We start from the raw sequence: 25,141 nt of genomic DNA on the forward strand, positions 1-25,141 counted from the left end.
TACTATTGCATATTGTGGTTTTAATGAAATGGCCAAAGCTATAATTAAAATATTAGCAAATATAACTGTCTTCTTTGGGTTTAGTCCTAGCAGCCTGATTGAGATCATGCTGAAATATGAAAGGAACGAACTGGTGATGATATGTTCTCGTTGAAGGAAATCATTGGGGAAAGTAAAGAAAACACAGAAGGATAAAGTTAAGGCGATCAATAATCCATTTTTTATGTTAATAAAATTGTATAGTATTATACTAGAGCACAAAAATATGTAGGTTAACATCCCCACTCTTAACGCTGATATATCATTGATATGTAAAACAGAACCAATTGAAATGAATAGCTTGTAAATATAAACAATGAGAGGGGGATTAACTTCATAGAATTGAAGGTAAAAATCACTACCTTCTGAATAAATAGCCATTTGTGATAAGAAAGAGACATCTGCATTTAGAATCATGGATGACTGTATGTAAAAAGCCTGAACGGAGAATAGAAAAATCAGGCATATACCTAAACTATAAGATCGCCACTTGAAATGCTGTTTGATTTGGTCTTCCAAGCGGTCTCCTTTTCCTTTTAATCCGTTTAAACTATTGTAGGAAAGAATTTTTGGTTTCACCGTTTATTTTGATGGTTTTATTAGTACCCAATCAACTGATATAGAGGTGCTTGTTGTGCGTCCTTTGATGCTTGTTGAAGTACGCCTGTTTCGCTGTATCTTTTTAGTATCTTTCTAACCATAGGCTTAGCTTGTGCTTTGGTCATTCCCGCTTTCAATTCCGATTCATACAACAGTTTTAATAACACAATATCTAATGGTGATAATAAGTCCTCTGGTGTGTGGTCATTGAAAATAGAAGGGTAGGCTTTATCTGAATCATTCGGCAGGCCTAGAACCTGAGTGATCTCTTCTACGATACAGGCGATTAACTTACCCCGCGACCTTGCTTGATCAACCGGTATTACAATCCCAGCGTAAACAATCTCACCTTTCAAATTAGTTCGATAACCTGCAGTGCAGATGGCGCTGTTTAAGTGTTGAGTCGATTTTAGCTTGAGGATGGTTTTGGCTTCAGCTATCCACTTGCTTTGTCTCGTGTATATCCACTTAATGTTGGCTTCAGATTCTTTGCTGACGATTTTGATGGGGTGTTGGGTGACTTCGGATAAGTGTCGGATATGAAGCTCTGTCAGCTCTTGATGCAGTACTTTATCGCCGACTCGGTGATCGACCCATATGTTGATTGGCTGTTTCCATTTGGCGAGAGGTTTATTACCTTGGGAGTATTCGTGTTGGAGCGCAACATCGTAAAATGCATTTTCGACAAACGTTTTATCAAGCCAAGTCAGCGGAGTGCTGACAACGTTGAAAGAAAGCAATGTTAATAGGGGAAATACCAAGAATAGGAGTGGTGCGAAAATTGAAGTTCGTCTCAGCACGTGTTTCTCCTCTTTGAGGTCAATATTGAATCTGTTCTCCCACCTCTCAATTATGGTAGAGATGGGAGCTTAGGCGATAAGCTAGTGATTGGGTGCTTTGAAGAAATGGCTTTCCACTAACCTTTGTGTGATCTGATGGCTTGGATTGGTTAAGACTTCATGTGTATCACCCGCTTCAACCACACTGCCTTCGTGCATGACGATGATCTTATCGGTGATGTGTTTAATGATACCTATGTGCTGAGATACGTACACAAACGATACCCCCATTTCTTCTTGCAGCTCTAAGAATAGGTTAATGATCTGAGAGCGCATGGCCATGTCTAAACCATTCAACGCTTCATCTGCCACAATGATGGATGGCTGAAGTATCAAGGCTCGAGCCAAACAAACCCTCTGTTTTTGACCTGCAGCCAGCATTTGTGGGTAAAAGTAAGCATGTTCAGGCAAGAGGCCAACTCGTAATAATGTGTCTCTCACACGGCGCATACGTGCTTCTGGCGGCATGTTAGTGTTTCTTTTTAACGGACCTTCAAGAATTAGGCCTATCTGAATTCGTGGGTTTAGTGATGTGTTCGGATCTTGGAAGATCATTCGAATCAGTTTACAGCGAGTTGAGTAGTCTTTGTGCTCCAGCTTTTCACCATTTACACGAATTTCGCCCCCTGTTGGCTCAACCATGCCTGCCAGCATTCGCGCCAATGTTGATTTACCAGAGCCATTTTGACCGATAAACCCAATGGTTTGGCCAGCTTCAAGAGTGAAACTTACAGGTTTAACTGCCTGGTGAATCTTTTTACGGAAAAGACCGGAGCGTGTCGTAAAGTCTTTAGATAATTCATTGACTTCTAATAAAGCACTCATGATTTCTTTTTCTTCTCCATATTTAGAGGAAAATGACAATTAAACTTATGGCTTTTAATACGTTTGGTGTAAGGAATCTCAACACATTGCCTTTGTGCGTAGGGACAACGAGGTCCCAATCGGCAACCGATAGGAAGATGCTGTAGTGGAGGGATAGACCCCGGTAGTGATTGCAACTTCTCTTTATGAGGTATCCAATCGTTGAAATCTGGCATCGCTTTAAGCAAAGCAACAGTATAGGGATGCTTAGGCGCATCTAGTAACTTCTGGGTATCTGCAGATTCGACTGATTGGCCACAGTACATGACGGTAATACGCGTTGCCCATTGTGTAATGGTGGTTAAATCATGGCCTATTAGCACGATGGTCGTGTTATTGAGCTGGTTCATTCGGCTCAATAAGCGCAATATTTGAGACTGTGTAATTGGGTCTAAATCGTTGGTCGGTTCATCAGCGATTAATATTTTTGGTTTAGCCGCAATCGCCATGGCAATCATCACTTTTTGACACTGACCATCGGTAAGCTCATAAGAATAACTGTCCATCAAGCGAGAGTGATCTTTGATACCGACTTTATGAAGTAAGGTGATAGCTTGTTTCTTACGCCACTTAAACCTTTGCCACCATTTTCCTTCAAATGAATGGGAAGGAATTGATTCGATAAGTTGACGACCGACTTTTTCCGAAGGGTCGAGACAAGAAGATGGCTCTTGAAAGATCATTGCGATATCGCGTGCAATCACCCTGCGCCGTTCTTTGGGCGTCAGTTGCAAGAGATCAATATTACCAAGACGCATTCGATCGGCAGATACCTTCCAGTTCTCTTTACAAACGCCAACAATCGCTTTTGCAACCAAACTTTTACCTGAGCCGGACTCTCCTACGAGACCTCGAATCTCCCCTTCGTTAAGAGTAAGGCTCATGCGGTCAACCGCTTTAACAAGCCCTTGAGGGGTTTCAATTTCGATAGTCAAATGTCGAATATCAAGTAACGGCATTATTCGATTCCTGCGTTTAAAGCTTGGCGAACACCTTCACCTACAAGGTTAATAACAATAACAGTAAACATAATCGCTAAACCAGGTAGGGTGACTGTCCATGGTGCCAAGTAAATAAGCTCAACTGAATCACCTAAGATAGCCCCCCATTCAGTGCTTGGAGCTTGTGCTCCTAAGCCCAAAAAACCGAGCGCTGTGATGTCGAGGATTGCTACCGACAATGCGAGTGTTATCTCAAGCGCAACCACGGTAAGAATATTCGGAACGATTGAATTCCATAATAGATAAAAGTTGTTCGCACCATCGAGGCGAGAAGCCAGAATATAGTCTTTCTCAACCTCTGCATGCACTGCAATGTAAACAGAGCGAATAAAGCGTGGTATCAGTGCCAAACAGAGTGCGAGGAATATATTAAATTCACCAAAGCCAAGGAATGCTACGAAAATAATGGCGAGTAGCAAAGATGGGATTGACATCACTGTATCTAGCAAGTGATTCAAAGTACTTGATAGGAGACCGCGCGTCATCCCCGCGAAGACACCAATCAAACAACCGATCACAGCAGCAATGAAGGTAATAATAACAGCGGCACCAAACGTCAACTGTGAACCAATGATGAGGCGCGAAAGGATATCTCGTCCTAAGTCATCAGTACCTAAGAAATACTCAACGGTGCCTGTTGGATCCCAAGAGGGCGGGGTCAACAAATGCCCCGTTTGCTCTTGAGCGTCATGAGGTGCTAACCAAGGTGAAGTAATTGTCACTAGAATGATCAAAGCTAAGCACCACAAGCCAAACATCGAGAGGTTGTTCGCACGAAAGCTTCGCCAGAAACGCTCAAACTGGGTTGGAATTTGCTCTTCTTGGTAGATGTTATTTGTTAGCATACCATTCCTTTCTTACCAGAGGATTGATCATCGCTCCCAGTAGATCTGAAAGAATATTAGCGGTCAGAACTAGGGTTGCTACCACGATGACGCCTGCTTGAATAGAAACGTAATCTTGGTTGGATAGGGCATCTAACAACCAACGACCAATACCCGGCCAGTTAAAAATGGACTCTGTAATGATCGCCAGTGTTAACATACTCGACAGCTGAACACCGACTTTTGGAATGATCGGCGGGATCGCATTTCTTAATACGTGCTGCATGACAATTTCTCTCGTCGAAAGGCCTTTAATTCGTGCTGCTCGGATATAGTTTTGTGTCATCACTTCTGCAACTGATGATCTCATCAGTCGGATAACTTGAGTCGTCGGAGCTAATGCCAAAACAAGACAAGGCAACGCCATGTGTTCAAGAACACTTTGCAGGGCATGGGCTCGATACTTACCTTCTGCAAAGAAAGTATCAATCATCGCAAAACCTGTTACGTGCTCAATCTCATAAAGTAGATCGTATCGCCCCCCGACTGGGAATATTTCAAAATGCAGTGAAAACACCATAATCATCAATAGTGCGACCCAAAACACGGGTGCTGAGTAACCCGCCATGGACGTAAATGAGATGGTAGTATCGACGAATTTACCTTGCCTCATCCCCGCGATAGTGCCAAAAGGAATACCAATAAACAGCGCTAAGATAAAAGCAAAAAAACAGAGTTCTAAAGTCGCGGGAAATACGACAACAAGCTCATCAATGATAGGTACGCCATGTTTACTTAAACCAAAATTAAGTGTTGATAACTCTGTGATATAGCTGAGCCAACCGGACCAAAATTCTTGAATTGCCCAAGGAGACGTTTGATCGAGTCGAAGTAATGAAAAACCAACTAACGTCAAAATTCCAAGAGTAATAACGAATAAGTTTATACGTCTTAATGTATACCAAAACATCAGTTCACCTCTCTTCTGACTTGATCAAAAGGTTGGGCATTGAACGGGCTTTGTTTAAAGCCGGTCAGCGAACGATCGTGAACTCTAAATTGTACACCGTGAGCTAGAGGGATTACTGGGACTTCAGCGTTGAGAATGTTTTGGGCTTGTCGATACAAATTCACACGGTGCCTTTGTTGATTGATCTCCAACGCTAGGTCCAGAAGAAAGTCGAAATCTGAATTACACCACATAGAGACGTTTAGGCCTGCGCGTTCAGAGCTACAAGAGAGAAGGGGGCGCAAAAAATTATCTGGGTCACCAGTGTTACCTATCCAACCTGTAAGCAGTAAGTCTGTTGATGCTATGGATGATAGTTGAGTACGATCGAAACGGTCGTCGGTATAAAGTTTGAGGTCGATTCCAATATCGGCCAAGTTCGCTTGGATTAGCTCTGCGGTTTTTCTGGGACTTGGATTGTAAGCTCTTGGTTCTAGCGGCACCCACATTGAAAGCTCTAATCCTGGTTCTACGCCAGCTTCTCTAAGAAGAGCGAGTGCATAATTGCGGTCATAGCGAACCTGAATGGTGTCTTTCTGATAAGCCCAAGATGTTGGTGGCAATAACGCGTAGGCTTTAGTTCCCGTACCATAGTACACAGAGTCGAGTATATTTTGACGATTTATGGCTAAATTGAGCGCCTTGCGAACTCGTGAGTCACTTAGTGCAGGGTGTTCAGTATTAAGCGCAATGAAAGAGACATTGACCGCTGGTGTCGCCGTAATCACTAGTTCTTCATTAGCTTGAATGATTGGGATTTGGCTAGAAATTGGCGAGTTCAGCACGTCACATTCATTACGAAGCAGTTTGGCGAGTGTGCCAGTTCCACGTTGTGATGTGTCGAACACTACTTGGTCCATTTTTACGCCACCCTTCCAGTACTGTTTGTTCTTTTTTAAGCGTACAAGGTCGTTGATTTGGTATTCATCTAAGTAGAATGGACCGGTGCCTACCGGTTTAGAATCGATTTCATTTTTCTCGTCAGCAGCGACGAGCTTATTGGCATATTCTTTGGAGTGAATGACCGCATAGCTGGTGGCAATATTATTGAGGAATGAATTGTCTGGACGGCTAAGTTGGAATTTAACGGTTAGGTCATCAACTGCTGTGATATCGACAATTAAGTTTTTAAAATCGATTCCTGCAAACCATGGGTATAGACCGCCACCCACATAATGGAATGGGTTCGAACTATCAATAACACGCTCAAAACTGAAGACCACATCTTGTGCGTTCATACTGCGAGTCGGGGTAAACCAATCTGTGGTTTGGAACGAAACGTTAGGACGCAGTGTGAAAGTGTATTCCATCCCCGTTTTATCGACAGACCAACTTGTTGCTAAATTCTGTTTTGGTCGATAAGTCATAGGGTCGAGAGTTAGCAGTGTGTCGAAGATTTGAGGGCTCAGCGACTCTGACGTAATTCCACTATCAACCAGTTGTGGGTTGAAGGTAGTAGGATTACCTTGGCCGCAATAAACGAAGCCTTTCTCTCGAATTTTCTCGTGATCCACACTCTCACCACATCCAGCTAAAAAGCTCAGCGTACAGATGCTCAGTGATAGTTTTATTAGTGCATTCATAAAAAGAAATACTTTTCGAAACGAGGCATTAGAAGAGCCTCAAGATCCGCATAATTTAACATTTTATTTATTCTGCTCCAAATAATAATCCTGTGTGGTCAGCTATTTGTCGTTAACCGATCCGACAATCGCGTACTTCCTTACCATACCTCTTAGTTGGTTGTAGGTCAGCCCAAGTAATTCTGCAGCCTGTTTTTGATTGAATTTACTTTGTTTTAAAGCTTGATTGAGTAGCTTAATGTCTTGTTGTTCTTGCCACGCTTTGTAGTCAAGTGGCAGAGGAAATGGCTCTTCAGGTGAAGTATGGTCGCTGGATGGCTCATTGCCAATTTCTTGAGTTGAAACCTGCTCAGTTTGCCATACTGGTTTAAATGGGTTGAACACCAAAGATTCAATAGGATATGGATTTTTACCGTGTTGATAGACTGCTCGTTCAATGACGTTCTTGAGTTCTCTGACATTTCCCGGCCAAGAATAATCTAGCAACGTTTCAACGGCTGAAGTGGTAAAGCCGACAAATAGCTCTAGCTCTAATTCTCGACACATCTTGATGGCGTAATATTCGGCCAGCAATGTGATGTCTTCTTTACGTTCACGAAGCGGTGGGATAGTAATAACGTCAAACGCTAGTCTATCTAATAGATCCGGCCTAAAGTCGCCTTTTAATGCCATATCTGGTAAGTCTGCATTGGTCGCACACACCAATCTTACATTAGCACTGAGCGCCTTTTGACCGCCAACACGTTCATATTGTCCGTATTCAATAACGCGTAATAGCTTCTCTTGAACAGCAAGAGGAGTTGTGGCTAGCTCATCAAGAAACAGTGTACCACCTTCGGCTCTTTCAAAGCGTCCTTGATGACGCCCTTTTGAGCCAGTGAAAGAGCCCGATTCATGCCCAAATAATTCAGAGTCAATCAACCCTTCACTGAGTGTTGAGCAGTTTAGGGATATCAACGGTTGATCCCAGCGCTTAGAGAGATAATGGAGCCGTTGAGCGATCAGTTCTTTACCAGTACCGCGTTCTCCAATGATCAGAATGGGTCTTTCGATTGGTGCTAATTGAGAAACTTTATCTAAAACTGAGAGAAAGCTAGGTGATTCACCTATTAGGTTCTGCTGCATAGCGGGTCCTTGTGTGAGCTGAGTGCTGGTGGAGGTCATATAAGGGCTGTAGTGGTGAAAAATACCAATACTTGGCTAAATTCATCATAGCATGGTTCGAATTAATCACCATTTTATTGTAAGTTACTGATTATATACAGTTTAAGAGTTGGCACGCTACTTGAATTACTTACAGTAGGTTTAATAATAAACGTAAATTTGTGAGCAAGTGAATTGGAAGTCGAACAACGATTTAAAGCACATTTGCCGTCATTGTAATTAAGGAGTTCCTCATGGGTATTTTTTCTCGCTTTGCAGATATTGTAAATTCAAACATCAGTGCACTATTAGATAAGGCTGAAGATCCTGAAAAGATGATTCGCCTGATTATACAAGAAATGGAAGACACGTTGGTTGAAGTTCGGACTAACTCAGCAAAAGCCATTGCAGACAAAAAGGAGCTAGCGCGTAAAGTTGAAGCTATCGAAACGCAGATTGTAGATTGGCAAAATAAAGCGACGCTAGCACTGACTAAACAACGTGAAGATTTGGCGAGAGCGGCGCTGATCGAAAAGCAAAAACTGGAAGACATCCTTAAGAGTCTACATACCGAACAAACCTTGGTTCATGAAACGATTGAAAAGCTAACCAGCGAGATTGGTAAGCTAGAAACCAAAATCGCCGAGACTCGCGCAAAGCAGCAAGCTTTAATGATTCGTAATAATGCCGCGAGCAATCGTCGTGATGTTCAAAAACACCTGCATTCAAGCAAAACCAACGAAGCAATGGCGAAGTTTGAGCAATTCTCGCGTAAAGTGGATGAATTAGAAGCTGAAGCAGACGTTTACGCAAAAACAGGCAATGCAAAATCTCTAGACCAAGAATTTGCAGAGCTACAAGCTCAAGATGAAATTGAACAAGAGCTAGCGAAACTGAAGCAACAAGTTGAAAACCGCGATAAATAATTTAGGAGTTGTCTATGTCAACATTTCTAATTGCAGGTCCACTGATTGTCTTCTTGATCTTCGTGGCACCGCTATGGTTATTCTTACATTACCGCAGCAAGAAGAAATCCAGTAACGGTCTTTCTGAAACGGATCTTCAGCGCTTGCACAAGCTTTCAGCTCAAGCTGAATCTATGCAAGACCGAGTGAAAACGCTAGAAAAAATACTGGATGCGGAGTCACCTAACTGGAGGCGAAACTATGAGTAAAGAACTGTATCGCGATCCAATCAACGGCAAATTGTCTGGGGTGTGTGCAGGTTTAGCGAACTACTTTGGCCTGGAAGTTTGGTTGGTTCGTATCTTGGTTATCTCTGCCGCACTGCTTGGAGGCAGCTTCCTCGTTTTACTCGCGTATTTAGCTTTGACGTTCATGCTTGAAAAACAACCATCCCAGTATGTCGATGAAATGAAAGCCAAGCAAGAGCATACATTGAAGCAAAAACCTTGGGAAAAAGGACAAACAGCCGAGTCTTTATTGGGCACTCTAGAAAGTGATTTCCAGAAGTTAGAGACGAGTGTGCGCAACATGGAAGCCTATGTCACCTCAGATACTTTTAAAGTCGACCGCGAATTTAAGAGAATGTAGTAGTAAAACCTAAAAACATTAGATAGTGGTTTGGGACGGCTGATCCTAAACCATTATTATTTTTGATAATTTTGTCTAAATAAATCTTACGATAATTGGTAAGTTACATGTGATTAATCTATGTTATAAAAATATTTATAGTTATGGATGATTACTAATGTATAGAGCCTCCGTAGTCCTATTGACAGCCATCGCTGGGTTGTTTGGGTGTGGTAAGGAGCTTCCTCCGGTACCTGAGCCTGAATCTAGACCCGCCAAACTCTTCACTGTCTCTGTCGGCAACAATGCCTTTGAACGTCGCTTTCCTGCCACCACAGAAGCCGGTAATAAAGCAGTCCTTGCATTCCGTGTTCCCGGGTTACTTCAGACTATTGACGTCACTTCGGGTCAACCGGTTACCAAAGGCGACGCACTTGCAACACTAAATCCAGATCAATATCAGTTGTTAGAGAAACAAGCGAGGGCCAACTTTAAGCTTGCCGATGTACAGTATCAGCGTGCGATCAAGCTACGGAAAGATCGCGTGGTATCAGAACAAGATTTCGACCAAGCGAAAGCCAATCACAATTCAGCTAAAGCAGTTCTTAATCAAGCTAAAGCTAACCTGCGTTACACGACTCTGGTCGCGCCTTACGATGGAACAATTTCCATCATTCCAGCTGAAAACCATGAATATATCGCTGCGAAACAAGGTGTGATGAATATTCAAACCAATCAGGTTCTTAAAGTCGTTTTCCTATTACCCGATCAACTTATCTCGCGCTTTTCTTCTGGGTTTGAAACCGAAGCAACCATGGTATTTGATGCATTCCCTGAAAATTCTTACGTTTTAACCTTCCAAGAAGTTGATACCGAAGCGGATCCAAAAACAAGTTCATACAAAGTAACGATGGTGATGGAAAGACCAACCGATATCGGTATTTTGCCTGGCATGTCTGGCACGGTAAATCTCGTGTCTGCTCTCGCTGCGGCAACCAAAATACCAACCTCTGCAATGATGACCGATGGCGATGATGTGTCAGTGTGGCGTGTCAATAATGACGGTATTGTTGAGAATGTGGCAATCGTGATTGATGAAAAACGTCATATTGTCTCTGGGCTGAACGATGGAGACCGTATTGTCACTTCTGGTGTTAATGGTCTTGAACCGGGCGTTAAAGTTCGAGAGTGGATCAAGGAAAGGGGGCTATAACATGAAAACACTTAAAGTGGCCGCAGGGCTGTCGTGTTTAGCCCTACTTACAGCTTGTGAAGATAAACAAGTGGCAGAAGTGGATAACACACCCTTGGTTAAAGCCGTCGAGATTTCAGTCATCGATTTTAGCGATAAGCTTTATTTCCCGGCGGTGGCTAATGCTGCAGAGAAAGCCCGCCTTAGCTTTCGTGTCGCTGGAGAAATCAATAAGCTGGATGTAAAAGAAGGTGAGCGGGTTAAAGCCGGAGACATCATTGCTGAGTTAGATCCTACCGATTACCAATTGGATGTAGACAACGCTCAGGCGCGTTACACGGTAATCAACAGCCAGTATAGACGTTCGAGTCCGCTCGTGAAGAAAGGGCTATTAGCGAAGTCGCAGTTTGATGAAATCGCCGCGCAACGTCAGATTGCTTATTCTGAATTAGAGCTTGCTAAATTACGGTTATCGTTCACTAAGCTTCGTGCCCCGGTTGATGGGATTATCTCTCGAGTCAGTGTTGATCAATATGAAAATATTCAGGTTGGCCAACAGGTTGTAAATATTCACAGTGTTGAGGATGTGGAAGTGGTTATCCAACTACCTGACCAAATTTATGTGAACCAGCCAAGCGAACAACTTTTATCGAATGTAGAAGCTTTGGTTCGAGTGCCTAGTGGTAATGAATACACGGCGAGTATTAAGGAGTTCACGACTGAACCTGATCCAAGCACTGGGACTTTCACCGTCACACTAGCTTTACCTATGCCAAAAGATGATTTGATTCTTGATGGTATGGCCGTTGATGTCACTTCTAATGGGCGAGATATCGGTTTGGATTTAAAAGCCGGCGTCCTTATTCCGATCGAAGCTGTCTTTAATGCCGATGGTGATGAACTGACTCGTCAAAATTCTTATGTGTGGGTTCTTAATGACGACAAGACAGTTTCGAAACAACAAGTCGTGTTAGGAAAAGCAAACCAGAAAACATTGCAGATAATGAAAGGATTAGAAATGGGGCAGCATGTCGTTGTTGCAGGCGTATCGCGATTGCGAGATGGGATGACAGTGGAAGTATTGTCTCAGGAGACGAACAATGAGTGAAGTAAATAACAAGCCCCAAAATGACTCTCAACAGGGTGATGATCAGATCACAGGGGTTGCTTCTTATTTTATACGTAACAAAGTCATCAGCTGGATGTTGTCTCTGATCTTCCTTATTGGTGGTGTTTCTGCATTCTTTGGTTTGGGTCGTCTAGAAGATCCTGCCTTCACTATCAAAGATGCGATGGTCGTGACTTCTTACCCTGGGGCGACCCCTCAGCAAGTGGAAGAGGAAGTGACCTATCCGCTAGAGAAAGCGATTCAACAGCTTACCTATGTGGATGAAGTGAACTCTATCTCAAGCCGTGGCCTGTCTCAGGTAACGGTAACGATGAAGAATAACTACGGTCCCGATGACCTTCCACAAATATGGGATGAACTTCGCCGAAAAGTGAATGATCTTAAGGTGGAACTGCCACCCGGCGTTAATGATCCTCAAGTCATTGATGACTTCGGTGACGTTTACGGTATTTTGCTGGCGGTGACGGGGGATGGCTATAGTTACAAAGAGCTGTTGGATTACATTGATTATTTAAGGCGAGAGATGGAGTTGGTTGATGGGGTCAGTAAAGTTTCTGTTTCCGGTCAACAGCAAGAGCAAGTCTTCATTGAGATATCGATGAAACGTATTAGCTCTTTGGGCCTCTCTCCGAGCACGGTATTTAATCTTTTATCGACTCAAAACATTGTATCAAGTGCGGGTGCGGTAAGGATTGGTGATGAGTACATTCGAATTCATCCCACAGGTGAGTTTCAGAATGTTGAACAACTCGGTGATTTAATTTTGACGGAAGGTGGTGCTCAAGGCCTCATCTATTTAAAAGATGTAGCTGACGTCACTCGTGGCTATGTTGAGGTTCCGAGTAATATCATTGGCTATAATGGCAAACTTGCCCTCAACCTTGGTGTCTCCTTTGCGCAGGGCGTGAACGTGGTTGAGGTGGGGGAAGCCTTTGACCGACGGCTTGCAGAGCTTAAATATCAACAGCCAGTTGGTATCGACATTTCTGAGGTGTATAACCAACCAAAAGAAGTCGATAAGTCGGTAAGCGGTTTTGTAGTCAGTTTAGGGCAAGCGGTTGCGATCGTGATTGTGGTTCTCTTGTTCTTCATGGGGCTACGGTCGGGTCTTCTGATCGGTTTGATACTGCTGTTGACTGTTTTCGGTACCTTCATTTTCATGCAATACCTCAAGATCGACCTTCAACGTATTTCATTAGGCGCGTTGGTTATCGCCTTGGGGATGCTGGTGGATAATGCCATTGTGGTGGTGGAAGGAGTATTGATCGGCACGCAGAAGGGGCGAACCCGGATGCAGGCCGCCACCGATATCGTTACTCAGACCAAGTGGCCATTGTTGGGGGCAACGGTTATTGCAGTCACCGCTTTTGCTCCTATTGGCTTGTCTGAAGACTCAACCGGTGAATATTGTGGCACCTTATTTACGGTGCTACTTGTCTCGTTAATGCTGAGTTGGTTTACTGCTATCTCAATTACGCCTTTCTTTGCTGACATGTTCTTCAAAGGTCAAAAGGTTGACCCTGATAACGAAGGCAAAGACCCATACAACGGGATGGTTTTTGTTATCTATAAAAACTTCCTTGAGTTCTGTATGAAGCGTGCGTGGCTCACCATGCTCGTTTTGATTATCGGTTTGGGGGCGAGTGTTTATGGTTTTGGTTTTGTGAAACAGGCCTTCTTCCCATCTTCAACCACACCAATGTTCCAAGTGGATGTGTGGATGCCGGAAGGGAGCGATATTCGTGCGACCAACACCAAGCTTAAAGTGCTTGAAAGTTGGTTAGCAAAGCAGGAAGAAGTTGATCATATCACGACGACGGCAGGTAAAGGTCTACAGCGCTTCATGCTGACTTACTCACCAGAGAAAAGTTATAGCGCATATGGCGAGATAACGGTTCGTGTGAAAAGTTACGAAGTACTTGAAGGGTTGATGCTGCGTTTTCGTGAACATGTAAATAGTCAGTTTCCTGAAATCGACTACAAGCTCAAACAAATCGAATTAGGCCCTGGTGGCGGTGCGAAAATTGAAGCACGAATTGTAGGTTCTGATCCAACGGTATTACGCTCAATTGCAGCTCAAGTGATGGATATCATGCGCGCCGACAAAGGTGCATTTAACATTCGTCACGATTGGCGTGAAAGAACCAAGGTGCTAGAACCTCAGTTCAATGAAAGCCAAGCACGCCGTTATGGTATTACAAAATCAGACGTTGATGATTTCCTCGCGATGTCTTTCTCTGGTAAATCGATTGGTGTGTACCGTGATGGTACTACGCTGATGCCCATTGTCGCGCGTTTGCCTGAAGGTGAGCGTGTCGACATTCGTAACATCGAAGGCATGAAGATCTGGAGCCCGGCATTAAGTGAATACATCCCACTGCAACAAATAACGTTAGGCTACGAGCTGGAATGGGAAGATCCACTGATCATTCGTAAGAACCGTAAGCGCATGTTAACGGTAATGGCCGATAATGACCTTTTGGGTGAAGAAACCGCTTCGACTCTGCAAAAACGATTACAACCACAAATTGAAGCGATTGAGATGCCACCGGGTTACTCACTTGAGTGGGGTGGTGAATATGAATCGTCAGCAGATGCACAAGCATCACTGTTCACAACCATGCCTCTTGGCTATTTGTTCATGTTCTTAATTACCGTGTTCTTATTTAACTCAGTGAAAGAGCCTTTAATTGTTTGGTTAACGGTTCCATTGGCGTTAATAGGGGTGACGACAGGCTTATTAGCCTTGAATACACCATTTGGCTTTATGGCGCTGTTGGGTTTCTTGAGTCTATCTGGGATGCTTTTGAAGAACGGTATCGTACTGCTTGATCAAATTGAGATTGAGATGAAGTCGGGTAAAGATCCGTATGTCGCGGTTGTTGATGCGGCATTAAGCCGTGTGCGTCCGGTATGTATGGCGGCGATCACAACTATTTTAGGTATGATCCCCCTATTACCAGATATCTTCTTCAAACCAATGGCAGTAACCATTATGTTTGGTTTGGGCTTTGCGACGGTACTGACGCTAATCGTAGTACCTGTGTTGTATCGTCTATTCCACAAGATTAAAGTGGCTTAACGGCAATTAACCTTTGAAATAGTGCCCCTGAATGGGGCGTTATTTTTATATACCGATTGATAAAAGAGAAGACAAAATGGAAGCGAACGCATCGGATAGAACCTGCGCATGGGCTCTTAAACATGAACTGGAAAGGGAATATCACGATACTGAGTGGGGCGTACCGGTTTACGACGACCAAGTGTTGTTTGAATTCATTACGTTAGAGGGGGCACAAGCTGGCCTGAGTTGGATCACGATACTCAAAAAGCGCGACGGCTACCGTGCCGCATTTGATAACTATGATCTCAACAAGCTAGCCGCACTCAATGAAGACAATGTGGCGAATATCATTGAAAACTTCGATGTGGTTAAGCATAAGGGTAAGATTGCTTCGGTTTACAACAATGCTCGTGCAACGCTTGAACTTCAGAAAGAGTTTGGTTCTTTATCCAATGCTTTATGGCAGTTTGTCGATAATAAGGTGATTGAAAATCAATGGACCGAGATGTCCCAAGTTCCCGCCTCTACAGAGCAATCTAAAGCGATGAGTAAGTTTTTAAAGAAGAGAGGCTTTAAGTTTGTTGGGGAAACAATCTGTTACGCGTTTATGCAAGCGACCGGTATGGTCAATGATCATTTAGTCGGTTGTCCTCATAAATAAAGTGTTATTTCTTGTGACGAAATAATTGTGAGGTAATTGAACATAGAAAAGGCAGGGTAGTTCTGCCTTTTGATATGAATAATACGATTGGTATGACTCTTGAAATTAAACCAGAGCGTTGTAACGTTCTAAGCCCGCCTCTAGATCGGCAATCAGGTCATCGACATCTTCTAACCCAATATGAACACGTATCAAGGTACCTTCGAAATTAGGATTGGCAACAGTTCTCAGGCTGTTAAAGCTACTTGGTTCATTTGCTAGAATCAAACTCTCAAATCCACCCCATGAGTAACCCATGCTAAAGTGGGTCATGCCGTCAAGCAGCGCCGTCGTTGCTTGTGGGTTTGAGTTCTTTAAAACAAAAGAGAATAAGCCATTACCACCAGTAAAATCTCGTTTGAAGAACTCATGGCCGGGGCAAGTCTCTAGGGCAGGATGACGAACGTGGTCAACTTCAGGGCGAGTCTCTAACCATTTTGCGACTTTCAAGCTGCTTTCTGCGTGTTGACGTAGTCGAACATCAAGAGTTCGAATACCACGAAGACCAAGATAAGCGTCATCTGGAGAGACACATTGTCCCATCAAGTAACTCTGTTCTCGTAGTTGTTCCCAGCATTTTTCGTTGGCAACAGCGGTCCCCAACATTACATCAGAATGGCCAACGATGTATTTGGTCGCTGCTTGAATCGATATATCGACACCGAAATCAAACGGTGAGAAGTTAACGCCTGCTGCCCAAGTGTTGTCTAGCATCACGATGATTTCATGCTCGTGAGCAATACGTGCGAGTGTTGGGATGTCTTGTACTTCCATGGTGACCGAACCCGGAGACTCGGTAAAAAGCACTTTGGTGTTTGGCTTTATAAGATCTTTAATGTCTTCGCCAATGGTTGGCTTATAGTAAGTTGTTTCCACACCCATCTTTTTCATGATGGTTTCACAAAAATCACGAGTTGGTTCGTAACAGGTGTCGACCATGAGAATATGGTCTCCTGTTTCTACAAAAGATAAGATTGCGTTTGAGATTGCTGCTGTACCACAAGGATAAAGAGCACAGCCTGCACCGCCTTCAACTTCAACCATTGCATCTTGAAACGCGAAATGAGTCGTAGTGCCACGGCGTCCGTAGAAAAGAGTTTGGTTAGCGCGATTAACGGTTGCTTTACGTTTCTCTTCTACTGTGTTGAAAACGACAGTAGAAGCTCGTTGAACTGGTGGGTTTACGACGCCATTGGTCCACTTCTTATCACGACCTGCTGTGATGAGTTTGGTGGTTTTGCTTTCGGACATGCTGTGAATTCCTTATCGATGGTTATGTTCTATTTAAAACACGCCAACAGCCCCCAAATCAAGAGGGAGGCTGGAGTTTTTATACTTTTTAATTTTTGTCGTGGTTTAGGATTAACGGTTACAAGCGTAGTTAGGAAGTGATGAGTGGCCAGTTGTTACTGATTCTTTGACCTTATTAAAGCAGCGGATTGAACAAATAGAACAACCTTTCAAAGAAGCGGTTACGTAGGCTCCTCTTTTCCCATTGTTCTAATTCAACTTGATGAGCCGATTCAATGTAAGACTTTTGTAATTCTGATAGTTGTCGAGTGAAGTGTACATCATCAACGGCAAGTGTGACTTCAAAATTGAGCCAGAGACTGCGCATGTCAATATTGACCGTTCCGATCAAACAGAATTCTTCATCAACCACTACAGATTTGGTATGAAGAAGGCCACCATAAAATTCATAAATTTTCACTCCTGCTTCAAGCAGCTCGGTATAAAAGGCGCGAGAAGCCCATTTAACCATTAACGAATCGTTGTTGTGTGGAATGATCAGTTCTACGTTTACACCACGTTGAGCTGTCATTTTAAGTGTCTCTAATAAGTCTGCACTAGGGACAAAGTAAGGCGTGGTGATGCATAGAGATTTATTTGCCTGATTAATGGCAATAGTTAGAACCTGCAGGATTAAATATTCAGGCATCCCCGGACCTGATGGAACAACTTGAACTGGATGATGAGTCATTATTTCTTCAACAGGACATTTCGGTAAGTCGGGAAGAATTCGTTCGCCCGTTTCTACTTCCCAATCCCAAACATGGATTGCCGACAGCACGTTAACGGTTGGGCCAGTTATACGGACCATTACGTCGATCCAGTGACCCACCCCTGAGCTTTGTTTGAAATGGAGTGGGTCAACCATGTTCATTGAACCGGTATAAGCAATGGATTCGTCAATTACGATGATTTTGCGATGTTGTCTTAAATCTAAGCGCCGTAAAAAAATACGCCATGGGCTCACTTCCAACGCTTGCACAACTTGGACGCCTGCGTTTTTCATCATTAGATGCCAGTGGCTCCTGAAGAAGCGAGGGCTACCTGCTGAATCGAGCAAAACCTTAACATCGACGCCGCGTTTTGCTGCTCTAATGAGTGAAGACGCTACCGAGTCAGTAAGGCCGCCAGGGTGCCAAATATAGAAAACCATCTTAATACTGGTCTGTGCATTTTCTATATCTTCGATAATGGCGTGTAAGCTCTCATTAGGAGAAGCTTGCAGTGAAAGCGTGTTACCACTGAGTGCAGGAATGCCCATCCTATTGTTACAAAGTTCATCAATCTTGTGGATAGGCGAGCCGACTTTGCCTGGCTGGTGCAGTTGGCAATTATTTAACTGGCGGAACCAATCACCAAAGGGAGTAAACATTCGGTGCGCGCGTTCAGCTCGCTTTCTACCTAAGTTCAGTTCACCAAAAAGGAAGTAAAAAGCGACTCCAACAATAGGGAGAATGTAAATAATCATGAGCCAGGAAAGAGAAACACTGAGAGAACGTCGTTTTAGTACGATACGTAAAGTTACACCGGCGACAAGAACCCAGTACAAAGCGACAGAAGCCAAAGTTAAAAAATGGTAGAACTTTTCCACATTGAATACTCGAAAAAAGAGACAGTTAGATAGTAATGCTATTTTAAGAATATGGGAATTTAAGGAATCAACTATTTACAAAATAGAGCAAAAGCTGTAAATAGGTTAAAGTTGTTAAGTTTTAGTTAACTTAAGAAGAAAGCGATTGTTTTGAACGAAAGCGTACTATTTAACCATAAAAATTTACACTGGTAACGAAATATGTACGGTTCGCGCTTCCAATTTTATTTTTAAACTGGTTTACTTGCTATATAACGAGCGTCAATCAAATCTTTTAGTTGTGTAAATTTATTTATACACCTTATCTTTTAAAGACGCCACCCAAAGCAAAACACAACATCACATAACACAAAAGTTTGGAGTACACGTGGCTACGAGTAATACAACCACAACACCTCGCGATACCTGGGGTTCGAAGTTAGGATTCGTAATGGCTGCAGCAGGTTCTGCTGTTGGCTTAGGTAACATTTGGAAATTCCCTTACACAGCAGGCGAAAGCGGCGGCGGTGCATTCGTTGCAATCTACCTGTTTTTTGTCATCTTTATCGGTTTCAGTGTCATGTTGACTGAATTTGCGATTGGCCGTCATACGCAAAGATCAGCAGTAGGCGCATTTAAAACAACAGACCGTCGTTGGACGTTCGCCGGCGTTATCGGTGTGTTCAGCGGCCTATTAATCATGGGCTTTTACCCAGTTGTAGGTGGTTGGTCAATCGCATACATTGGTAAAATTGCTGGTGGTCTTCTTGATGCACCAGAAGCCATTGGTGATAGCTTCGGCGGCTTTATCTCAAACCCAGTTCAACCATTAATGTGGATGGGCCTGTATCTGTTGCTTAACGTTGTTATCGTTATTAAAGGTATCTCTGGTGGTATTGAGAAGGCGGGTAAGATATTGATGCCAATTCTTTTCATCATCCTTATCGTGGTATCAATTAAAGGCATCATGCTTCCGGGCGCGATGGCTGGTCTTGAATTCCTATTCAGCCCTGACTTCTCTAAAGTAGACAGCGGTGTAATCCTAGCAGCACTAGGTCAAGCCTTCTTCTCATTAAGTCTTGGTATGGGTTGTATGTTGACATACGGTTCTTACCTTAAGAAGAAAGAGAATCTAGTTCAAACTACAGCTATGGTTACAGCGATGGATACTGGCGTTGCTATCCTAGCTGGCGTAGCAATGTTCCCTGCAATGTTCGCATTTGGTATGGAGCCTGCAGCTGGTCCTGGTCTAGTCTTCGTTGTTGTTCCTCAACTATTCGCTGAAATGGGCGGCGTAGTTGGTCTTCTATTTGCTCTTATGTTCTTCGTTGGTCTAAGTGTTGCTGCACTGACTTCTTCAGTATCTCTACTTGAAGTTGTGGTTTCTTACCTAATTGATGAAAAAGGCATGAAGCGTGTAACAGCAGTACTGACTGCAAGTTCAGTTATGGTCATTCTATGTATCTTTGCTTCTTTATCACTTGGTGGCTTCGGTCCAACACTGTTTGATACTGGTGCATTCGATATCTTTGACCTATTGACTGACAAGATCTTCCTGGCCGTTGGCGGTATGTTGGTATGTATCTTTGCTGGTTGGAGGCTAAACCGTGCTGACCTAGAGAAAGAAATCACTAACGACGGTGAAGTCTCTTTCCCATTGTTCGGTCTGTGGTACACACTCGTTAAGTACATCATCCCAGTAGCTATCGCTATTGTAGCGTTCATGGGTATCTCTTCTGGCTTCGACAGCGGTAAAGGGGCAATCATGCTACTAGGTATTGGTATCATTGCTGGCTCTGCGGTAATTTCTAAAAAATTCTAATCGCAAGCTAAAGTCAATTGATAAACGGGAGCCCTAGGCTCCCGTTTTTTTATGCTTACGACTCTATTCGTTAATTATAATAACTAAAGTTACCCTCTTGGTACTTAGTATAAATACCATTAACGATCAGTTGAGCTGTATTTTGATTTAGGTCGGTCTAGTGTGAAATTGTTCGTGAGAAAGAAAGTTTATTGAGTTCGTTGGGCTTTTTCGTAGCTGGAATCTGGGTTCAGACACGGTATACTCCACGTTCTACAATGGAGCTAGCCTTTACATGTTCGATATTCTTCTGAACCACTCTGATTTTTTACTTATCAATAAGCACCCTGGTGTCAGCGTCCACAAAGACGATGGCGATACTATGCTGCTTCAAGAAGTGGCTAAGGCAATCAATGAACCTAAGCTGTATCTCGTTCATCGCCTTGATAAAATGACCTCAGGTATCTTGCTGCTAGCAAAGAACTCTTCAGCGGCGAGTGAACTTTCACAGCTTTTTGCAAAGCGTGAAGTGGAGAAGTACTACCTTGCGATTGGCTCTAAGAAACCCAAGAAAAAGCAGGGTTTGATTTCTGGAGATATGGAGCGTTCACGACGCTCGAGCTGGAAGTTACTGACCAGCAAAGAAAACCCAGCGATTACCCAATTTTTATCAGCAACGGCTGAGCCCGGTGAGCGCCTACTTTTATGTAAACCTTATACTGGGCGAACTCACCAGATCCGTGTCGCGATGAAGTCGATCGGCTCTGCTATTGTTGGTGACCCTATATACAATCCATCGAGTGAGGCTGATAGAGGTTATCTGCATGCCTTCGCGATTCGATTTACCTATCAATCACAAGCCTACGAATATGTCTGCGACCCAAGGAGCTTAGACTCTTTAGGAGAGAAGTGGCATCAAGAAACCGTCTCTAACGGTTTGGACAGTTGGCTTGAACCTTGGTCATTAATTTGGCCAAAGCTAAACACTAAGTGAGTGAAATAATGGAAGCATCAGCTTTACCTCTGTTTTTTAGTCATATTGAACAGCAACTTAATGAAGTTCCGAATGAACTGCGTCGTATCTTTCACGGTCGTGGTAAGTTTTGGCCAGGTCTAGAGCAACTGACATGTGATTGGGTTGATGGGCAACTACTGGTTAACGTATTCAAAGAAGTAGACGATGAGTTCTTGTCATCTCTTAAAGCTGGATTGGTGGACTTGACCAATAAAGAGACCTGGCAAGCAAAGCAGGGCACAAGTATTGTTCTGCAACACCGTTATGCTGATGGTGCGCCTTCAGAGGTTCTATGGGGTGAGTTGAATGACTCTCCAGTCGTGGTTGAGCACGGTCTTAAATATCAGCTCGACATTGGCCGTAATCAGAACTTCGGTTTGTTCCTAGACATGCGTAACGGTCGTCAGTGGGTACAAGATAATGCCAAGGATAAAAACGTACTTAACTTGTTCGCATACACTTGTGGCTTCTCTGTCGCAGCTATCGCTGGTGGCGCTCGCCAGTGCATGAACGTGGATATGTCGCGTGGTTCGCTAAACAAAGGCCGCGATAATCACCGTTTGAATGACCACGACATGCGCTCGGTTAACTTTCTTGGCTACGATATCTTTAAGTCGTGGGGAAAAATCAAGAAAGGTGGCCCTTACGAGTTGGTTATCATTGATCCGCCTTCGTTCCAAAAAGGCAGCTTTGCGTTAACTAAAGACTACAAAAAGATCTTACGTCGTTTGCCTGAGCTTCTAACGGAAGGTGGTGAAGTGATTGCGTGTGTTAACTCACCAGCGGTTTCTCCTAATTTCCTTATCGAAACGATGGCAGAAGAAGCGCCAAACGTTGAGTTTATTGAGCGCCTAGACAACCCGCCTGAGTTTGTCGATGTCGATCTTGATTCAAGCCTCAAAGTACTGAGATTTAGAATTAACACTGCTGCTGACGCTTAATCGAATGTTAGCATTAGAAAGAAAACGCCACTCATATTGAGTGGCGTTTTTGTATCTTTTTTTGTCGTTAGATTGCTAACTCTCTTGCTGAGTCTTGAGGGTTTGGAACCCAAAATAAATACGCATGAACGTGGTTAGCCAACACGCCGCACCAAAGGTATAAGCGATAACTGCAAAGTGTTGCGGCCAAATACAGAATGCGATGAAGCTAGCTATGGTTTCTGTGCCTTCTGTTAGCCCAGACATGTAGTACAGAGACTTATGTTTATAAACGGGGTTCTCGATGCCTCGCTTGCCTGCCATCACCGCAAACGCTAAAAAGCTGCTGCCTGTGCCGATAAAAGAGAAGATCAAAAATGCACCGGCAATGGCGTTGTGCTCTGGATTGGCAATCACAAAGCCAAAAGGGATCAGCGAGTAGAAAAGGAAATCTAGGCTGATATCGAGGAAGCCGCCCGCATCACTGATGCCTTGGATTCGAGCCAAGGCGCCATCAAGTCCATCACACACTCTGTTGAATACAATGAAGCCTAACGCCCAATCATATTGTTGAAATGCTAACGCAGGAAACGCTAAACAGCCGACTAAAAATCCGAGCAGGGTGGTTTGGTTCGCTGTGATACCGAGTTGATTCAGTACTTTTGCTGATTGGTTTAACGGCCACTTAATGACCTTGATAGAGTATTTATCCAGCATGGTGACTTCTCCATGGCCAAGACAGTACTTGCGCCCCTTGAGGCACGTCTGCGTCGTCGTGCGTCACCATCAGCGTAGGGATATTGGCTTTCGTCAACTGCTCAAACACCCAATCGCGAAACTGTGCTCTGAGCTCTTGGTCTAACTTACTGAACGGTTCATCAAGCAAAGCCAATTTAGGCTTAGCCAAAAGCATACGAGTTAAGCTTATTCTCGCACGTTGACCGCCGGAGATTTGATCAGGGAATGACTCCGCTAAGTGAGTCAGTTCAATGTCTTTTAACGCTGTCATTGCTTGCTGTTGACGAGCGGAACCCTTAATAGAGTTAGGTAATGAGAATGCTAAGTTTTCCCACACTTTTAGATGAGGGAACAGCAAGTCATCTTGAAACAGAATACCGACCTCACGTTGATGTGATGGAAGATCATCGAGCTGAATATCATTCAAAACAACAGTGCCAGAGTATGAAAACTCATCATTCAGATGCCCAGCAACGGCATCCAACAAAGTCGATTTTCCGCAACCGCTCGGGCCCATCAAAGCCAGTACTTGGCCTGATTCTAATGTTACGTTTAGCGCTGAAAACAGCGATTCACCATCGTTTTTACGGATGGCGAGGTCGTTGAGGTACAGACTCATTACTTAGAAAACCCTTAAAAGTAAGACGGCGATATCTGAGCTGAAGTCGGCTGACCAATATCGCTAAAGAGAAAAAGAACAGAGGCAATAAGGCCTGCCAGATAGCGTAAATAGCGGTCACTCTGCGGTCGAAACCACTCGTTAGCGCAACAGCTTCTGTGGTGATCGTGCTAATGCGACCCGCGCCAAGCATTAATGTTGGTAAGTATTGAGCCAAACTCACACTGATCCCGACCGCCCAAGCGAAGGCAACAGCAGGCAACAAGATAGGAAGCTTGATGGAGTACCAACTTTGAAATGGCGACTTGCCTAGGCTGAGTGACGCTTTAATGAGCCCATCATTGAAGCTCTTCCAAGGCCCGTCTAAAGACAGGTACACAAATGGAAAGGCGAAGAATACGTGCGCCCAAATCACCCAGAACTCATAAGTGCTGCTACCGATATAAAGTGTGGTGACTTGCATACCGAACAACACAGAGAGCTGAGGGATCAACATTGGGATCGCGATAATAAAGCCGGGAACTTGCCACTTGTACTTGATCCGATATTCGTGAGCAACAAGCGCAAGTATTAAAGCCACAGAAGCGGCGATAAGACCAATCCATAAGCTTTGTCCCACGGTACTCATGATGCCATCCCACTCAAACTCCCAGAAACGCATGCTATATCGGCTAGGGAGTAGGTCTGGGAAACGCCAACGTTGGGCAACACTCCAAATCACCATCAATGGAATGATAAGCAGTGACAACGCAGCGAGAACAGTAAAGACGGTTTTCCCCGGAAGGTTTGCCCCTGTTCTGCCTGAATATTGCCAAGTTCGAAAGTACTTCAAAACTGCCCATTCGATTAAACGCGCTAAGGCGATGATTAACGACGCTAAGCCAAATAGCACAATGGCTCCGGCTGCTGCTCGTGGCAGTAGGTTGAGATCTGGATCATTGAACCATTGCCAAACTAAAACGGCAAAGGTCGGCGGGTTAGTTGGGCCAATGATCAAAGCAATATCAACAACCGATACACTGTAAGCGAGTACCGCAAGCATTGGGAAACGAAGCTTAGTAAACCATTGTGGGAAAATACACTTCCACCAAATCTGATAGCGACTGTAGCCCAGTGAAGCACTCACCTTAGTGATACGTTCGACATCGATTTGTTGAAGTATCGATATGCTCATCAGCAATAGGAAAGGCACTTCTTTGAATGCCAGCATAATGATAAGGCCGAAAGCGTATGGGTCTTTAACCAACAAAGCCAATTCAGAACTCGTCGCCGATTCACCGAGTAGGTGATGCACAGCTCTCGCTCCGAGACCTGTCGGGCTAAATAGAAAAGCAAAGCCAATAGCGAAAGCCACATGGGGAATAGCCAGCATGGGTGAAAGGGTCAGTTCAATCTTTCTCCAAAACTTGTTTCCCCAAGAGGCTTGAAGAATACAAAAGGTAAGAAAGCAGGCGATGTAGCTGCTCGCGATCGCAGAGCTTAGGCTTAAACCAATTGAGTGCCAAGCTCCTTCCCATTGGAAGACTTGGCTAAAACCGTTGAGAGAGGGCTCCTCTAAACCCAGGGGCGGAATAAAACTCAGTGACGAGGCCATCACTCCCGCTACCCCAGGAATCGTAGGGATAATGCACACAGCTATAACAACAAAATATAGAGCGCGTAGCATGAA

The 25,141-nt window shown here is 43.9% G+C and carries 22 protein-coding genes and 1 pseudogene; 10 read left to right on the forward strand and 13 right to left on the reverse strand.

Going from position 1 to position 25,141, the window contains the following annotated elements:
* The 8 genes and pseudogenes from OCT63_RS17755 to pspF all read right to left on the reverse strand — a co-directional run.
* Positions 1-558, reverse strand: a pseudogene (locus OCT63_RS17755) (hypothetical protein); the annotation flags it as partial.
* Between the two features lie 80 nt (positions 559-638).
* The gene (locus tag OCT63_RS17760; RefSeq protein ID WP_443088553.1) at positions 639-1,439 is read right to left on the reverse strand and encodes a DUF2927 domain-containing protein; all 801 of its coding nucleotides are present in this window, start codon (positions 1,437-1,439) and stop codon (positions 639-641) included.
* An 81-nt stretch (positions 1,440-1,520) separates the two neighbouring features.
* Positions 1,521-2,303 carry a peptide ABC transporter ATP-binding protein gene (locus tag OCT63_RS17765; protein WP_017057090.1) on the reverse strand — a complete coding sequence of 261 codons (783 nt, stop codon included), beginning with the start codon at positions 2,301-2,303 and terminating at the stop codon, positions 1,521-1,523.
* On the reverse strand, positions 2,300-3,301 hold the full coding sequence (locus OCT63_RS17770) for a peptide ABC transporter ATP-binding protein (RefSeq protein ID WP_060468013.1): 1,002 nt from the start codon (positions 3,299-3,301) through the stop codon (positions 2,300-2,302). The genes OCT63_RS17765 and OCT63_RS17770 overlap by 4 nt, the downstream gene beginning before the upstream one ends.
* Complete coding sequence (gene sapC / locus OCT63_RS17775; RefSeq protein WP_017057092.1) at positions 3,301-4,188, reverse strand: putrescine export ABC transporter permease SapC; 888 nt, start codon at positions 4,186-4,188, stop codon at positions 3,301-3,303. Before sapC ends, OCT63_RS17770 begins: the two co-directional genes overlap by 1 nt.
* Positions 4,175-5,137 carry an ABC transporter permease gene (locus OCT63_RS17780; RefSeq protein ID WP_060468012.1) on the reverse strand — a complete coding sequence of 321 codons (963 nt, stop codon included), beginning with the start codon at positions 5,135-5,137 and terminating at the stop codon, positions 4,175-4,177. The genes sapC and OCT63_RS17780 overlap by 14 nt, the downstream gene beginning before the upstream one ends.
* The gene (gene sapA / locus OCT63_RS17785) at positions 5,137-6,759 is read right to left on the reverse strand and encodes an ABC transporter substrate-binding protein SapA (RefSeq protein ID WP_060468011.1); all 1,623 of its coding nucleotides are present in this window, start codon (positions 6,757-6,759) and stop codon (positions 5,137-5,139) included. Before sapA ends, OCT63_RS17780 begins: the two co-directional genes overlap by 1 nt.
* 102 nt (positions 6,760-6,861) lie before the next feature.
* Entirely contained in the window at positions 6,862-7,884 is a 1,023-nt protein-coding gene (pspF, locus tag OCT63_RS17790) for a phage shock protein operon transcriptional activator (protein WP_060468010.1), read from the reverse strand.
* 272 nt (positions 7,885-8,156) lie between these two features.
* Between pspF and pspA the strand changes: the two genes are divergently transcribed.
* From pspA to OCT63_RS17825, 7 genes are all read left to right on the forward strand, one after another.
* Complete coding sequence (pspA, locus tag OCT63_RS17795; protein ID WP_060468009.1) at positions 8,157-8,828, forward strand: phage shock protein PspA; 672 nt, start codon at positions 8,157-8,159, stop codon at positions 8,826-8,828.
* Between the two features lie 14 nt (positions 8,829-8,842).
* The gene (gene pspB, locus OCT63_RS17800; RefSeq protein ID WP_004734605.1) at positions 8,843-9,076 is read left to right on the forward strand and encodes an envelope stress response membrane protein PspB; all 234 of its coding nucleotides are present in this window, start codon (positions 8,843-8,845) and stop codon (positions 9,074-9,076) included.
* Entirely contained in the window at positions 9,069-9,455 is a 387-nt protein-coding gene (gene pspC / locus OCT63_RS17805; RefSeq protein WP_060468008.1) for an envelope stress response membrane protein PspC, read from the forward strand. Before pspB ends, pspC begins: the two co-directional genes overlap by 8 nt.
* A 157-nt stretch (positions 9,456-9,612) precedes the next feature.
* Positions 9,613-10,647: an efflux RND transporter periplasmic adaptor subunit gene (locus OCT63_RS17810; protein ID WP_269984206.1), complete on the forward strand. Its 1,035-nt coding sequence runs from the start codon at positions 9,613-9,615 to the stop codon at positions 10,645-10,647.
* A gap of 1 nt (position 10,648) precedes the next feature.
* Positions 10,649-11,734, forward strand: a complete 1,086-nt coding sequence (locus OCT63_RS17815; protein ID WP_161679156.1) for an efflux RND transporter periplasmic adaptor subunit — start codon at positions 10,649-10,651, stop codon at positions 11,732-11,734.
* On the forward strand, positions 11,727-14,837 hold the full coding sequence (locus OCT63_RS17820; protein ID WP_161686044.1) for an efflux RND transporter permease subunit: 3,111 nt from the start codon (positions 11,727-11,729) through the stop codon (positions 14,835-14,837). The genes OCT63_RS17815 and OCT63_RS17820 overlap by 8 nt, the downstream gene beginning before the upstream one ends.
* Positions 14,838-14,913: 76 nt before the next feature.
* On the forward strand, positions 14,914-15,480 hold the full coding sequence (locus OCT63_RS17825; RefSeq protein WP_060468004.1) for a DNA-3-methyladenine glycosylase I: 567 nt from the start codon (positions 14,914-14,916) through the stop codon (positions 15,478-15,480).
* 105 nt (positions 15,481-15,585) lie between these two features.
* Here the strand turns inward: OCT63_RS17825 and OCT63_RS17830 are convergent, their stop codons facing one another.
* Complete coding sequence (locus OCT63_RS17830) at positions 15,586-16,770, reverse strand: cystathionine beta-lyase (protein WP_161679158.1); 1,185 nt, start codon at positions 16,768-16,770, stop codon at positions 15,586-15,588.
* A gap of 175 nt (positions 16,771-16,945) precedes the next feature.
* The gene (gene cls, locus OCT63_RS17835; protein ID WP_269984207.1) at positions 16,946-18,400 is read right to left on the reverse strand and encodes a cardiolipin synthase; all 1,455 of its coding nucleotides are present in this window, start codon (positions 18,398-18,400) and stop codon (positions 16,946-16,948) included.
* Between the two features lie 367 nt (positions 18,401-18,767).
* Between cls and OCT63_RS17840 the strand changes: the two genes are divergently transcribed.
* The 3 genes from OCT63_RS17840 to OCT63_RS17850 all read left to right on the forward strand — a co-directional run bounded on the left by OCT63_RS17840 (position 18,768) and on the right by OCT63_RS17850 (position 22,136).
* Positions 18,768-20,201, forward strand: a complete 1,434-nt coding sequence (locus OCT63_RS17840) for a sodium-dependent transporter (protein ID WP_082710334.1) — start codon at positions 18,768-18,770, stop codon at positions 20,199-20,201.
* Positions 20,202-20,475: 274 nt separating this feature from the next.
* Positions 20,476-21,174 (forward strand): TIGR01621 family pseudouridine synthase, encoded by a 699-nt coding sequence (locus tag OCT63_RS17845; RefSeq protein ID WP_161686042.1) that lies wholly within the window; start codon positions 20,476-20,478, stop codon positions 21,172-21,174.
* Positions 21,175-21,182: 8 nt separating this feature from the next.
* Positions 21,183-22,136: a class I SAM-dependent methyltransferase gene (locus OCT63_RS17850; protein WP_161686040.1), complete on the forward strand. Its 954-nt coding sequence runs from the start codon at positions 21,183-21,185 to the stop codon at positions 22,134-22,136.
* A 75-nt stretch (positions 22,137-22,211) separates the two neighbouring features.
* Here the strand turns inward: OCT63_RS17850 and OCT63_RS17855 are convergent, their stop codons facing one another.
* Genes OCT63_RS17855 through OCT63_RS17865 form a run of 3 tightly spaced genes read right to left on the reverse strand, consistent with a single transcriptional unit; the run spans position 22,212 to position 25,138 of the window.
* Positions 22,212-22,832 carry a CDP-alcohol phosphatidyltransferase family protein gene (locus tag OCT63_RS17855; RefSeq protein ID WP_161686038.1) on the reverse strand — a complete coding sequence of 207 codons (621 nt, stop codon included), beginning with the start codon at positions 22,830-22,832 and terminating at the stop codon, positions 22,212-22,214.
* Positions 22,822-23,472 carry an ATP-binding cassette domain-containing protein gene (locus tag OCT63_RS17860; RefSeq protein WP_161686036.1) on the reverse strand — a complete coding sequence of 217 codons (651 nt, stop codon included), beginning with the start codon at positions 23,470-23,472 and terminating at the stop codon, positions 22,822-22,824. The genes OCT63_RS17855 and OCT63_RS17860 overlap by 11 nt, the downstream gene beginning before the upstream one ends.
* Positions 23,438-25,138 (reverse strand): ABC transporter permease, encoded by a 1,701-nt coding sequence (locus tag OCT63_RS17865; RefSeq protein ID WP_161686034.1) that lies wholly within the window; start codon positions 25,136-25,138, stop codon positions 23,438-23,440. The genes OCT63_RS17860 and OCT63_RS17865 overlap by 35 nt, the downstream gene beginning before the upstream one ends.
* Positions 25,139-25,141 lie beyond the last annotated feature (3 nt).

This window comes from Vibrio sp. RW, from assembly GCF_027587105.1.
Classification (GTDB): domain Bacteria; phylum Pseudomonadota; class Gammaproteobacteria; order Enterobacterales; family Vibrionaceae; genus Vibrio; species Vibrio toranzoniae.

What these genes read in the sequence shown, in the direction of transcription:
- OCT63_RS17845 (WP_161686042.1), top strand. Translation starts at nt 20,476, where the DNA reads ATGTTCGATATTCTTCTGAACCACTCTGATTTTTTACTTATCAATAAG.
- sapA (WP_060468011.1), bottom strand. Translation starts at nt 6,759, where the DNA reads ATGAATGCACTAATAAAACTATCACTGAGCATCTGTACGCTGAGCTTT.
- OCT63_RS17780 (WP_060468012.1), bottom strand. Translation starts at nt 5,137, where the DNA reads ATGTTTTGGTATACATTAAGACGTATAAACTTATTCGTTATTACTCTT.
- OCT63_RS17765 (WP_017057090.1), bottom strand. Translation starts at nt 2,303, where the DNA reads ATGAGTGCTTTATTAGAAGTCAATGAATTATCTAAAGACTTTACGACA.
- OCT63_RS17865 (WP_161686034.1), bottom strand. Translation starts at nt 25,138, where the DNA reads ATGCTACGCGCTCTATATTTTGTTGTTATAGCTGTGTGCATTATCCCT.
- OCT63_RS17820 (WP_161686044.1), top strand. Translation starts at nt 11,727, where the DNA reads ATGAGTGAAGTAAATAACAAGCCCCAAAATGACTCTCAACAGGGTGAT.
- OCT63_RS17830 (WP_161679158.1), bottom strand. Translation starts at nt 16,770, where the DNA reads ATGTCCGAAAGCAAAACCACCAAACTCATCACAGCAGGTCGTGATAAG.
- pspB (WP_004734605.1), top strand. Translation starts at nt 8,843, where the DNA reads ATGTCAACATTTCTAATTGCAGGTCCACTGATTGTCTTCTTGATCTTC.
- sapC (WP_017057092.1), bottom strand. Translation starts at nt 4,188, where the DNA reads ATGCTAACAAATAACATCTACCAAGAAGAGCAAATTCCAACCCAGTTT.
- OCT63_RS17860 (WP_161686036.1), bottom strand. Translation starts at nt 23,472, where the DNA reads ATGAGTCTGTACCTCAACGACCTCGCCATCCGTAAAAACGATGGTGAA.
- OCT63_RS17825 (WP_060468004.1), top strand. Translation starts at nt 14,914, where the DNA reads ATGGAAGCGAACGCATCGGATAGAACCTGCGCATGGGCTCTTAAACAT.
- OCT63_RS17810 (WP_269984206.1), top strand. Translation starts at nt 9,613, where the DNA reads ATGTATAGAGCCTCCGTAGTCCTATTGACAGCCATCGCTGGGTTGTTT.
- OCT63_RS17855 (WP_161686038.1), bottom strand. Translation starts at nt 22,832, where the DNA reads ATGCTGGATAAATACTCTATCAAGGTCATTAAGTGGCCGTTAAACCAA.
- pspF (WP_060468010.1), bottom strand. Translation starts at nt 7,884, where the DNA reads ATGCAGCAGAACCTAATAGGTGAATCACCTAGCTTTCTCTCAGTTTTA.
- pspA (WP_060468009.1), top strand. Translation starts at nt 8,157, where the DNA reads ATGGGTATTTTTTCTCGCTTTGCAGATATTGTAAATTCAAACATCAGT.
- OCT63_RS17815 (WP_161679156.1), top strand. Translation starts at nt 10,649, where the DNA reads ATGAAAACACTTAAAGTGGCCGCAGGGCTGTCGTGTTTAGCCCTACTT.
- OCT63_RS17770 (WP_060468013.1), bottom strand. Translation starts at nt 3,301, where the DNA reads ATGCCGTTACTTGATATTCGACATTTGACTATCGAAATTGAAACCCCT.
- OCT63_RS17850 (WP_161686040.1), top strand. Translation starts at nt 21,183, where the DNA reads ATGGAAGCATCAGCTTTACCTCTGTTTTTTAGTCATATTGAACAGCAA.
- pspC (WP_060468008.1), top strand. Translation starts at nt 9,069, where the DNA reads ATGAGTAAAGAACTGTATCGCGATCCAATCAACGGCAAATTGTCTGGG.